Raw genomic sequence first — 10,628 nt, 5'->3', positions numbered from 1 at the left:
CCGCCCCATGGCCCGACACTTCACGCAGGCCCAGCACGCGTCCCTGCGCGCGCTGCTGGGCGCGGTCCCGGGCGACGGCGCGGAGGGCCTGGCACACCGGCCGCCGGTGCCGTTCCGCGACGTCCAGCGCCTCCTCGCCCTGCCGGAGCTGCCCCACGTCCACCTGCTGGGCGAGGACACGTGGCTGCTGGGAGGCCGCCTCCTGCGCTGGCTCACCCACGACACGCGCCCCGGCGGCGACTACGACCTGTTCTGCGCTTCGTTCCAGGCGCTGGAGCGGACCGCGAGGCACATGCTGTCCACGGGCTACACGCCCTGCCGCAGGCACGTGGCCACGGCGTGGGGCCCCTGGCTGAGGGATCGCATCCAGGGCCGCGACGACCACGCGCCCTGCAAGCAGGCCACGCCCACGGAGGAGGCCGCGCTCCAGGAGCGGCTGCGGCTGCGGCGCTTCCCGGACGGCCGGGAGATGTACGCGCTGGAGCTGCACTCGCCGGAAGGACACCTGCTCCAGCTCGTGCACATCCCGGCACTCTTCACCGGGAGCGGCGACGCCGTGGGCCAGCAGCTGGCCTTCACGGACCTGAGCATCTGCCAGTTCCTCCTGGACGGCCGACTGCTGCACGCGGGCCCGTACGCCTGGGCGGACCTCCTTGGACAGCGGACCCGGGTGGTCCACATGGTCCGCCCGCGCATCACCGCGGAGCGCCTGCTCAAGTACGCCGGCCGGGGCTTCTGGCCCGACGCGCAGTCGGTGCGCACGGTGTTCCGGGCCGTGCGGAAGCGGGCAGCGACGCCTCGCGAGAGATGACGAGGAGCCAATCCTCCACAGCAGGCTCTCCCAGGCGTACTTGGCGCGAGTCGACCGGGAACCGCTGGAGTCCCTTCCCAGCGTCGATAAGTGCGAGCCGGTAGGTGTGGACGTCTGCTCCGTCGTCCGTCAACTCCATCTGGGCCTCGAAGGGCTCACACCTCTGGGTTGTCACCTCGATGACCCAGCCGTTGAGCTCAAGCGACCGAGGAGATGAGGCCTCAAGTCGGCGCACCAGGAGGCCGTCGGGGCTTCCGAAGCCTCGGGCATCCTCAAACTCGGACAGGCGCACACGCAGGAGGTACTCCAATGCCAAGGCCACAGAGTCCACGCGCGACCAACGCTCATTGGGACGCCCGACCTCAAGGACGCTCCGGACTGCGACCGCGAGTTCGCGCTCGCAGCGTCGAACCAGGCCCTCCTCATCGCCATCTGGCTCCCGCGTCATGGCGCCCTCCCATTCGTGCCTCGTAGGCATGTCAGTCTCTGCATCGGGCCTCCCCCCAAGACGGGCATCCACACGCGCCTGATGGCCCGAATATGACGGAGCAGCCTCCATCTTCCAGCCGTAGAAGGTCCACTGGCTCTCGGTGGAAGGCCTGCGGTCTGGAGGCCCAGCAGATGCGCACGTGCCGGCGGTTGGCCTCATTCACCCGCGTCCCCGTCTTGGCCGGAGGACACGAGCCTTGCCGCATGGAGGTCCGTGACCGCCCGGCAGACTTCATCCGACCAGAGGAATAGCATCGGGCGCATCCCCCCGCTGAAAGCCGACTCCGCTGAACGCCACCGAACCGCGTCACCTCGCCGGCCTGGACCTGCTCCGGTGCCTGGCCATCCTCGTCGTCGTCGTCTTCCACTACCCGCGCCCCGAAGGGCACGAGGCCTACCACGTGTTCGCCAACTTCGGCTGGACGGGCGTGGAGCTGTTCTTCGTGCTCAGCGGCTTCCTCATCGGCTCGCAGCTCCTGGAGCCGGTGTCGCGCGGTGAGACGCCGTCGCTCCAGCGCTTCTACCTGCGGCGCTCGCTGCGCATCCTGCCGTCGTTCCTCGTCGTGCTGGCCCTGTACCTCTTCGTGCCCGCCTGGGCCGAGCGGCCCCTGGTGACGCCCGCGTGGCGCTTCCTCACGTTCACGCAGAACTTCGGCCTGAGCATCAACGGCTTCTCCCACGCGTGGTCGCTGTGCGTGGAGGAGCACTTCTACCTGGTGCTGCCGCTCACCGTGCTCGCGCTGCGCGGACGCCTGCGCGCGCCGTCCCTCCTCGTCCTCGCCGCGGCCGTGATGCTCGGGGGCATGCTGCTGCGCGGCGGGCTGTGGATGCAGCACTTCTCCACGCTCGGGCCAGGGGAGCCCGGGTGGCGCGACTACGACAGGTTGCTCTACTACCCGACGTACGCGCGGCTCGACGGGCTGACGTGCGGCGTGCTGCTCGCGGCCCTGCGCGTGTTCCGGCCCGAGGCCTGGGAGCGCTGGACGCGGGGGGCTCGCGCCGGAGGGATGGCCTTCGTGGGCCTTGCGTGCCTGGGCGGCGTGCTCTTCCTCAACGAGGAGCATTACCGCTACCTCCTCTATACCGTGGTGGCGTTCCCCCTGGTCTCGCTGGGCTTCGCGGCGCTGCTGATGGCGCTGGCGGGCCCCACGGCCTCGCGCGTCTGCGCCCGCATCCCGGGCGTGAAGACCTTCGCGGTCCTGAGCTTCACCGTCTACCTCACGCACAAGGCCGTGCAGCACGGGGTGCGGGACGCGCTGGAGCCCCACGGCATGGACGCGTTCCACGCCGTCACGGTGCTGGGCGGCGGCGTGGCGGTGCTGCTCGCCTCGCTCGCGCTTCATCATGGGGTCGAGCGGCCCATGCTGAAGTTGCGGGAGCGGCTGGAGCGCAGGCTCGCCTCCAGCAAGCCGCAGCCCGCCGTCTCCTGAAGGCCGCCCGCGCTTCTGCGCGACAGAAGCCGCGCGCGGGGCATGCCCTGGGCCCGGACGCCGCGTGCGCGTTAAACCTCGCGCATGCGCCCCTTCCTGACGGCGACGTGGCGGTACCTGCTGATGCTCAACTACGAGGTGGATCCGGCGGTGCTGCGGCCCCTCGTCCCCCGGGGCACGGAGCTCGACGCGTGGCAGGGCCGCACGTTCGCGAGCATGGTCGGCTTCCGCTTCCTCGACACGCGCGTGCGGGGACTCGCGGTGCCGTTCCACCGGGACTTCGATGAGGTGAACCTGCGCTTCTACGTGCGCCGCCTGGGCCCCGAGGGCTGGCGGCGCGGCGTGGTGTTCGTGCGCGAAATCGTGCCCCGGCTCGCCATCGCCACCGTGGCGCGCGTGCTCTACAACGAGCCCTACGTCGCGTGCCCCATGCGCCACGCCGTCACGATGGACGGCGCGGACACCGGCGCGCCCGGCCACGTCGAGTACGCCTGGAAGTCCCACGGCCGCTGGCACCAGCTGTCGGCGCGGACGCTCGGCGCACCGGCACAGAGCGCGCCCGGCTCCCAGGAGGAGTTCATCACCGAGCACTACTGGGGCTACACCGCCCAGCGCGACGGCGGCTGCGCCGAGTACCGCGTGGAGCACCCGCGATGGAGCGTCTGGCGCGCCCAGGAGACCGCCTTCGACTGCGACGTCGCCCGCTTCTACGGACCCGCCTTCGCCGGGTGCCTCCAGGGCCCGCCCCACTCCGCCTTCGTGGCCACCGGCTCCGAAGTGTCCGTCTTTCCAGGAAATGAACTCCCGCCCTTGCCAAGCCCGTAGAAATCAATATTCTCAAAACCGAAATTGATTTTCTGAATCCCATGACGACTCCCAAGCCCACCTGGCCCGTGCCCACCCGCTGCCCCGTCTGTGGAGGCGGCACCGTCATCGAACGGGTCCGCTGCGACGGGTGCGCTTCCGCGGTGGAGGGGCGCTTCACGACTGGCTGGGTGCAGCAGCTGTCGCCGGAGCAGCTCGCGTTCGTGCGCGTGTTCATCGCGTGCCGGGGGAAGATCAAGGACGTGGAGCAGGCCCTGGGCCTCTCCTATCCGACGGTGGTGTCGCGGCTGGACGACGTGGTGGAGGCCCTGGGCCATGCGCCCGGAGCGGCCCCACCTCCGCCCGCTCCTCCGCCGCCGCCTCCTCCCCGTGAGCGCGGCTCCCCGCGCCGGGCGCAGATCCTCGATGACCTCGCGGCCGGGCTCATCGACGCGGACGAGGCCGCTCAACGACTCAAGAAGGCACGGGAGTAACCACCATGATGGACCCTGAAGCCACGCCGTCCTCCGACGCCTCGCCGTCCTCGCGCGACGGTTCCCAGCGCCACGCGATTCCGTGGGGACAGCACGCGGAGTTGGAGCTGCACGCGCTCGCCGCCACGCTCGTCGTGTCGCCGCTGCCGGAGGGAGAGAAGCCCTACCTGGTGACGCACGGCCGGGTGGAGGCGCGCATCCAGGAGCACGGCCGGGTGACGAAGGTGGAGCTGGTGCCACGCGAGGCGGGCTTCCTGTCGCTGTTCTGGCGCCAGGGCGGGCAGGCGGAGCTGTTCGTGCCGCCGGACGTGAAGGCGAAGCTCCAGCTGGACGCGGGCGCCGTTCGCATCGCGGGATTGAAGGACTGCGAGCTGGAGCTGAACACCGACGCGGGCACGGCGAGCCTGCGCGACGTGCACGGCAAGCTGACCCTGCGCACGGGCGCGGGCCGCATCATCGGAGAGCGCGTGGGCGGGACCTTCCACGTCCACGCCGCCGCGGGCGCGGTGAAGCTGGACGTGGACGCGCTGGACGTGGGCGAGCACCGCATCGGGACGCAGGTGGGCGCGGTGGAGCTGCGCCTGGTGTCCGGGCTGGACCTGAACATCTCCGCCCATACGTCGCTGGGCTCCACGCAGACGCGCTACCCGTCCAACCCCCAGGCGGCCACGACGCTCCTCTTGGAGACAGAGCTGGGCTCGGTGCGCGTGCGCGAATCGGGCCGCTCGCGCCAGGAGGAGGCGGAGGGCTGGGAGGAGGACTCGCTGCGCTGGCAGCGTCAGGCGGAGCGCTGGCAGCGCCGCGCGGAGCGCCACGCGAACCAGTGGGCCCACGCGTGGGCGAACTCGTGGGGCGCGCCGTCCTGGTCCCATCACGGCCCCCCGCACCACCGCCCGCAGCCCCCCGCGCCGCCCCCGCCCCCGCAGCCACGGGGCATCCCCGACGAGGAGATGCGCCGCGTGCTGGACCTGGTGGAAGCCGGCAAGCTCAGCGCGGAGGACGCCCAGAAGCTGCTCAAGGCGATGCAGCGTTAGGGCCTTGCGGCGACCGCCCTATCAGTAACACTCGGTGCAATACACGACACCGGTGGGACCCCAGTTGTGGGGAACGCCATTGCCATCCGTGCAGTACAGGTACTGGACGTTCCCCCATCCATAGGTGCTGTTCGTGCAGACGTACATCTCGCACTCGTAGCCGAAGGCCGTCGAATACCCAGGCGGGCAGGAGGGAAACACCCCCTGCTCGGTGGATTGGATTTCATCCGGCGGACCGTCGCCCTCCAGCTCGGCACTGCCACAGCCCACCGAAAGCCCTACGGCCATCAACGTCCAGGCAATCACTCGCATTGGCCCCCCGGGAAGCACTGGTGCGAGTGAAGTAGATCCTGGCGGAGGCAAAGCCGTATAGGGGCTCTGGACGACGAGATTCAAAGCCAGACACTCAACGCCGCTTCAGGCCCCCTGGGTGAGGAAGCGGAAGGGGCGCACGCAGTCCTCCCGGGTGCACCGGAAGAGGTAGCCCCGGCCGTTGTCGCCGAAGTCCAGGCCGAACGGCATCGCGGCCAGCTGCGCGACGAAGCGCATGGGCGCGTCACAGCACTCCGGCGTCGCCTCGCCGTTGAGCCACCCGGGCACGCCGCCCACCTTGCTCTCCGGCGCCTCCTCCTGGGCACGGTCCAGCGCCCTGAGCTGCTCCTCGGTGGCCTCGTTGACGTCCACCGATAGAGCCTCGGTGTCCTCGGTGGCGGGCTCGAAGCCGAGCGTCCATTCGGCGTACGGCTTCACCGGCCCCGGCGGCGCGCTCACGGACGGCGTGCCGGCCTTCACCGGCACCGCCGCGTTGGCGCCCTCCTCCGGGTCCCAGCGGAAGCAGGCCGTGTCGGGGTTCTCGCACTGGAAGACGTGGACCGACGCGTGCGGCGCCAGGTCCAGCCGTCCCTCGACGTGCGGCAGTTGGAAGAGGAAGCGCAGCGGCCCGCCGCACATGGCGCAGGCGGGCCACTCCAGGGGTCCCGGCGCCTCGGGCGTGCCCCCCACCTTCATCAGGGGGACACCGGTACGGCCAGGGACGAGCGCCCACAAGGGCGCGAGGGCAGAGGACATGCCTCGGGACTCTAGAAGTCCGCGATGCGGTCGGCCAGCGACGCGTCGTCCACGAAGGGATTGCGGTTCTGCTGGTAGGTCTCGATGGCGTCGTTGCGCTTCACTTCCGCGGCGTCGACCTTGTCCAGCGTGTTCCACTGCTTGAGCACGGCCTCGTCGTCCGCCGGGATGTGCTTGTTGTAGACGGTGGAGAAGTAGAACAGCGCGCGCGCCACGTTGCCCTTGTGCTCATCGGGCGGCTCGAAGACGGTGCGGCCCTTCTCGTCGGTGCCGAACTTGGCGCCGTTCTCCGTCCACTTCACGTTCTTCACCGTGCCGAAGGGCCAGTTGCCCCGGATGGAGTTGGCCTTGCTGTCGGTGGGGAACAGGTGGTGCAGGTCCGCCTTCGCCGCGCCCGTGGCGCCCTTCGACTGGGGCCAGGTGTGCTCGGTGTTCATCACGTTGCTGCTGGGAATCTTGTTCGTCACCACTTCCTTGCCCGTGTAGACGCACTTCACCTTGCCGTCGTGGTTGTCGAGCGTGGTGAAGATGATCTTCCGCGCGCCGTTGTAGCCCAGGTCCTTGTGCTTGCTGACCGCGTCGTGCAGCGCGTTGATCAGCGCCTGGTCCTTCAGGCCGTCGTAGCGGGGATCCGGCTTGGACGGCGGCACGTCCTCTACCGGCACCTGCGGCGGGGGCACCGGCGTCGTCGGAGCCTTCTTCGCCGGCGCGCCAGCCTCGAAGGTGGACACCGAGGAGAATGCCTTCGGGGTGCGGGCCGTGGAGGCCGGGGCCGACGAGGAAGCCGTCGAGGTGCGGGGCGCGGAGAGCGGGCGGGACGGGATGATCATTGACGGCCTCGGGATTCGAGGTGGGGGATGACCCATTTTCGTCCGGACGCGGTCCGGGTTGCGTGACGCGCTGCATTTTCCCTCCGGGCCGGTTGGTTTTTTCGGCCGTCCCCGGAAAAGCGGGGCTCATCGCCGGTACCAGGACGGCCCGGGGGCCCGGCGTCCGGGGCCGGGCGGCGCGGCCAGGGGGCGCGCTATGCCTCCGGGTGACGCACGGACCGAGGGGGCTGCATCCATGAAGGTCGTGATTCCGGGTGGCACGGGACAGGTGGGCGCACTGCTGGCGCGGGCGTTCCTCGCGCGAGGGGACGACGTCGTCCTCATCAGCCGGGGAGGCCGGGGCGAGGCACGCACGGTGTCCTGGGACGGGCGCACGCTGGGTGATTGGGCGCGGGAGGTGGACGGCGCCGACGCGGTCATCAACCTGGCGGGACGCAGCGTGAACTGCCGCTACACGGAGGAGAACCTGCGCCAGATGATGGACTCGCGGGTGGACTCCACGCGAGTGGTGGGACAGGCCATCCAGCGGGCCGCGAAGCCGCCGCGCGTGTGGCTGCAGATGAGTACCGCGACGCTGTACGCGCACCGGCTGGACGCGCCCAATGACGAGGCCACCGGAATCATCGGAGGCAACGAGCCGGACGTGCCGGCGTACTGGAAGCGCAGCATCGACATCGCGCAGGCCTGGGAGCGCACGCTGGCGGAAGCGGACACGCCCCACACGCGCAAGGTGGCGCTGCGCACGGCGATGGTGATGAGCCCGGACAAGGAGGGCATCTTCGACGTGCTCCTGGGCCTGACGCGCCGGGGGCTGGGCGGCCCGGCGGGGAGCGGCCGGCAGTACGTGTCGTGGATCCACGGCCAGGACTTCGTGCGCGCGGTGATGCTGCTGCTGGAGCGCGAGGACCTGGACGGGCCGGTGAACCTGGCCGCGCCGAATCCCCTGCCCCAGCGGGAGCTGATGGCGAAGCTGCGCGAGGCGGCGCACGTGAGCGTGGGGTTGCCGGCGGCGAAGTGGATGCTGGAGGTGGGCGCGTTCTTCATGCGCACGGACACGGAGCTGCTGCTCAAGAGCCGCCGCGTGGTGCCCGGGAGGCTGCTGGACGCGGGCTTCACCTTCGAGTACCCCGACTGGGGAACCGCCGTGAAGAACCTCGTCGAGCGCTGGCGCGCGGGCGGCGGGCCCGTCCGGAGCTGACCGTGTCCACGAAGAAGTACCGCGTCCATTGGGTCCGGCTGTTCGCGCTGGCGCTCGTCCTTGGCGTGCTGGGCACGGGCGCCTTCACGGCGGTGCGGGGCCTGCGCACGGCGCGCGGGCTGGTGCACCCGGCGCGCGTCCCGGTGACGCGGCCCTCCGGCACGGACGCGCTGCCGGGCCTGGAGGACGTGTCGTTCCAGGCGGCGGGACGGGTCCTTCGCGGGTGGTACGTGCCGTCGCGCGACGGGACGGCGGCGGTGCTGGTGCACGGCTTCGCGGACAACCGCACGCGGGTGCTCTTCGAGGCGCGGACACTGGCGGCCGGGGGCCACGGGGTGCTGCTGTTCGACCTGCACGGCCAGGGAGAGAGCGAAGGCGACGGCGTCGGCTGGGGCGACAGTGAGCGTGAGGACGTGCGCGCGGCCCTGGCGTTCGTGCGGGCCCGGCCCGACGTGACGGCGGGCCGGGTGGGCCTGTTCGGCTTCTCCATGGGAGGCACGACGGCGCTGCTGGTGGCGCAGGAGGACGCGCGCGTGAAGGCGGTAGCGGTGGCCGGTGCGTTCCCGGACCTGGCGGGCGACATGGGCTCGCACTACGGCCTGAGCACCTGGGCGGTGCTGTGGGGACTGCGCCGGGAAGGCATCGACGTGGACGCGGTGCGGCCGGTGGACGGCATGTGCCGAATGGAGGGACGGCCGCTGCTGCTCATCAACGGAGGCAGCGACCCGGACGGCCCCCAGAAGCTGGACGGAAGCCTCTACCGCGCGGCCTGCGAGCCCAAGGAGCAGTGGGTGGTGCCAGAAGCGGCCCACGGCGAGTACGCCCAGAAGGACCCTGAAGGCTACGCACGCAAGCTGCGGGAGTTCTTCGACCGCGCGCTATGAGCGCCGGCCCTTGGCGACGAATTCCGCGCGGCTGTGGGTACGGGTCTTCTCGAAGATGGACTTGATGTGGACCTTCACCGTCTCCACGGAGCAGCCCACCCGGGGAGCAATCTCCTTGTTCGCCAGGCCTTCGTGGAGGCAGTCCGCCACGCGCAACTCCTGGGCGGTGAGCTTCGCCTTCCAGTCCGGGCGCAGCCAGTGGGCACGCTCGTGCATGCGCACCTGCCACAGCTTGCGGCCGCCCCAGATGACGGAGGACTGGCTGAACGTCACGTCCATCCGTTCCGCGCCCCGCTCCAGCGTGAGCGACTCCAGCCGGGGATCCACCGCGACGTCGAAGCGCGACAGCGCCATCACCCGCTCCATCCATTCCCGGGGTACCCCGTCGCTGAGTTCGTGGGGCGCGAACCACCGCTCCAGCAGAGGGATGGCCGGCCCCGTGTCCGCGACCTTCCGCCCCAGGCTGTTCAACACCAGCACCGGGCTGGAGCCCATGGCGATGGCCTTCAGGAGGTCCCGCTCGAAGCGCAGGGCGTAGAACTCCTGGAGCCGGGCCACCGTCCGGGTGATGTACGGGATGATCTGCTGCAGGAACCACTGCGCCCGGAGCGAGAACGGCTGGGCGGACTCCCGATACATCGCGATGCCGCCCTTCAGCTCCTTTTCCTCCGTGAACAGGAGCGACGCCAGCACGCGCTTCAGCTTCAGCCCCGCGCCCTGGCTGCGCCGGAAGGACTCCGTCTCCGACAGGGGCTTGCCCCGGAGCATCTGGACGTCACTGAGCACCTGGTTGGGGTGCACCAACGTGGACTGGAAGACGAAGTCATCCTGCACCCAGTCCGCGTAATTCTTGAGGAGGGGTTGGACGGTGTTCGTCTTCCATTGCAGCCCCGCCGTCCCATCCGGATTCGCGCAGCCCACCGCGAGGTGGTCCGCCTCGCACAGCGTGAGCAGCGCCTGGGAGAGGGCCTCGTAGACGTCCTCGAGGGTCCGCGCCTCCCCCAGCGCTTCCTTCAACTCCGAAATCAACGCCTGCTCACGTGACAGGAACTTCCGTGCCTTGCCCATGGGTACGCTCCCGTTGCCAATACTCAACAAGTATTACGGGGGCTGAAACAGGGCCCATCCCTCCAAAGAGGTATGGACAGGACGGGCGGCCACGTCGTGCTGGACGACTCCCCCCCAGGCAGGTCAGCCTGGACCGCCCCCGGAGGACCCGACCCACATGGCTGCCCCGCTGCCCCCTGAGTCCCAGTTCCACATCGAAGTCATCAAGCTCCTGCTCCAGGTGGCCACCAGCGACGACCGCGTCACCCGCGAGGAGATTGACTCCATCATCGACACCGCGCGCGGCTTCAGCGTGCCCCTGACGGAGCTCAGCGCCCTCACCCGCTGCCTCCAGGAGGGCCTCCCGCTCCCGCCGCCGAACCTGGGCGTCCTGCGCGAGGACCCCAAGGCCGTCCTCGACGCCGTCCACGCCCTCATCGCGGGCGACGGCCACGTGCACGAGTCCGAGATCGAGATGGCCCGGCAGATCCGCGAGCTGCTCGGCATCGCGCCCTGACGTCCCCGCGGGCGGCCTGGAG

At 70.4% G+C, this 10,628-nt stretch carries 12 protein-coding genes; 8 read left to right on the top strand and 4 right to left on the bottom strand.

Going from position 1 to position 10,628, the window contains the following annotated elements:
* Positions 1–7 precede the first annotated feature (7 nt).
* The 5 genes from AABA78_RS26030 to AABA78_RS26010 all read left to right on the top strand — a co-directional run bounded on the left by AABA78_RS26030 (position 8) and on the right by AABA78_RS26010 (position 5,062).
* Entirely contained in the window at positions 8–811 is an 804-nt protein-coding gene (locus AABA78_RS26030; RefSeq protein ID WP_338266798.1) for a hypothetical protein, read from the top strand.
* 776 nt (positions 812–1,587) lie between these two features.
* Positions 1,588–2,730, top strand: coding sequence for an acyltransferase family protein (locus tag AABA78_RS26025; protein ID WP_338267213.1), 1,143 nt, complete (start codon positions 1,588–1,590; stop codon positions 2,728–2,730).
* A gap of 84 nt (positions 2,731–2,814) precedes the next feature.
* On the top strand, positions 2,815–3,555 hold the full coding sequence (locus AABA78_RS26020) for a YqjF family protein (RefSeq protein ID WP_338266796.1): 741 nt from the start codon (positions 2,815–2,817) through the stop codon (positions 3,553–3,555).
* Between the two features lie 41 nt (positions 3,556–3,596).
* A complete protein-coding gene (locus AABA78_RS26015) occupies positions 3,597–4,028 on the top strand; it encodes a DUF2089 domain-containing protein (protein ID WP_338266795.1) in 432 nt (143 codons plus the stop codon).
* Between the two features lie 5 nt (positions 4,029–4,033).
* On the top strand, positions 4,034–5,062 hold the full coding sequence (locus tag AABA78_RS26010) for an SHOCT-like domain-containing protein (protein WP_338266793.1): 1,029 nt from the start codon (positions 4,034–4,036) through the stop codon (positions 5,060–5,062).
* A gap of 21 nt (positions 5,063–5,083) precedes the next feature.
* On the opposite strand, the gene AABA78_RS26005 is transcribed toward AABA78_RS26010, so the two are convergent.
* The 3 genes from AABA78_RS26005 to AABA78_RS25995 form a co-directional block, all read right to left on the bottom strand.
* Positions 5,084–5,374, bottom strand: a complete 291-nt coding sequence (locus AABA78_RS26005) for a hypothetical protein (RefSeq protein WP_338266791.1) — start codon at positions 5,372–5,374, stop codon at positions 5,084–5,086.
* Between the two features lie 105 nt (positions 5,375–5,479).
* A complete protein-coding gene (locus tag AABA78_RS26000) occupies positions 5,480–6,130 on the bottom strand; it encodes a hypothetical protein (protein ID WP_338266790.1) in 651 nt (216 codons plus the stop codon).
* Positions 6,131–6,141: 11 nt separating this feature from the next.
* Positions 6,142–6,960, bottom strand: coding sequence for an endonuclease I family protein (locus AABA78_RS25995; RefSeq protein ID WP_338266789.1), 819 nt, complete (start codon positions 6,958–6,960; stop codon positions 6,142–6,144).
* A gap of 235 nt (positions 6,961–7,195) precedes the next feature.
* Between AABA78_RS25995 and AABA78_RS25990 the strand changes: the two genes are divergently transcribed.
* Both AABA78_RS25990 and AABA78_RS25985 read left to right on the top strand, forming a co-directional pair.
* Positions 7,196–8,158, top strand: a complete 963-nt coding sequence (locus AABA78_RS25990) for a TIGR01777 family oxidoreductase (protein WP_171421573.1) — start codon at positions 7,196–7,198, stop codon at positions 8,156–8,158.
* Positions 8,159–8,160: 2 nt separating this feature from the next.
* On the top strand, positions 8,161–9,042 hold the full coding sequence (locus tag AABA78_RS25985; protein ID WP_338266788.1) for an alpha/beta hydrolase: 882 nt from the start codon (positions 8,161–8,163) through the stop codon (positions 9,040–9,042).
* Here AABA78_RS25985 and AABA78_RS25980 read toward each other — a convergent pair.
* Positions 9,037–10,110: a helix-turn-helix transcriptional regulator gene (locus tag AABA78_RS25980; RefSeq protein ID WP_338266786.1), complete on the bottom strand. Its 1,074-nt coding sequence runs from the start codon at positions 10,108–10,110 to the stop codon at positions 9,037–9,039. The two genes, AABA78_RS25985 and AABA78_RS25980, sit on opposite strands and share 6 nt — an antisense overlap.
* A 157-nt stretch (positions 10,111–10,267) precedes the next feature.
* On the opposite strand from AABA78_RS25980, the gene AABA78_RS25975 reads away from it, so the two are divergent.
* Complete coding sequence (locus AABA78_RS25975; protein WP_338266784.1) at positions 10,268–10,606, top strand: TerB family tellurite resistance protein; 339 nt, start codon at positions 10,268–10,270, stop codon at positions 10,604–10,606.
* Positions 10,607–10,628: the final 22 nt, after the last annotated feature.

Source organism: Corallococcus caeni, assembly GCF_036245865.1.
In the GTDB taxonomy this organism is placed as follows: domain Bacteria; phylum Myxococcota; class Myxococcia; order Myxococcales; family Myxococcaceae; genus Corallococcus; species Corallococcus caeni.
Note: the sequence above shows the minus strand (reverse complement) of the source record. Positions and strands in the feature narration are given on the sequence as shown.

Bases quoted from the DNA above. Each gene is read 5' to 3' on its own strand.
- AABA78_RS26030 (WP_338266798.1), top strand. From the start codon at position 8: ATGGCCCGACACTTCACGCAGGCCCAGCACGCGTCCCTGCGCGCGCTG.
- AABA78_RS26020 (WP_338266796.1), top strand. From the start codon at position 2,815: ATGCGCCCCTTCCTGACGGCGACGTGGCGGTACCTGCTGATGCTCAAC.
- AABA78_RS26015 (WP_338266795.1), top strand. From the start codon at position 3,597: ATGACGACTCCCAAGCCCACCTGGCCCGTGCCCACCCGCTGCCCCGTC.
- AABA78_RS26010 (WP_338266793.1), top strand. From the start codon at position 4,034: ATGATGGACCCTGAAGCCACGCCGTCCTCCGACGCCTCGCCGTCCTCG.
- AABA78_RS26005 (WP_338266791.1), bottom strand. From the start codon at position 5,374: ATGCGAGTGATTGCCTGGACGTTGATGGCCGTAGGGCTTTCGGTGGGC.
- AABA78_RS26000 (WP_338266790.1), bottom strand. From the start codon at position 6,130: ATGTCCTCTGCCCTCGCGCCCTTGTGGGCGCTCGTCCCTGGCCGTACC.
- AABA78_RS25995 (WP_338266789.1), bottom strand. From the start codon at position 6,960: ATGATCATCCCGTCCCGCCCGCTCTCCGCGCCCCGCACCTCGACGGCT.
- AABA78_RS25990 (WP_171421573.1), top strand. From the start codon at position 7,196: ATGAAGGTCGTGATTCCGGGTGGCACGGGACAGGTGGGCGCACTGCTG.
- AABA78_RS25980 (WP_338266786.1), bottom strand. From the start codon at position 10,110: ATGGGCAAGGCACGGAAGTTCCTGTCACGTGAGCAGGCGTTGATTTCG.
- AABA78_RS25975 (WP_338266784.1), top strand. From the start codon at position 10,268: ATGGCTGCCCCGCTGCCCCCTGAGTCCCAGTTCCACATCGAAGTCATC.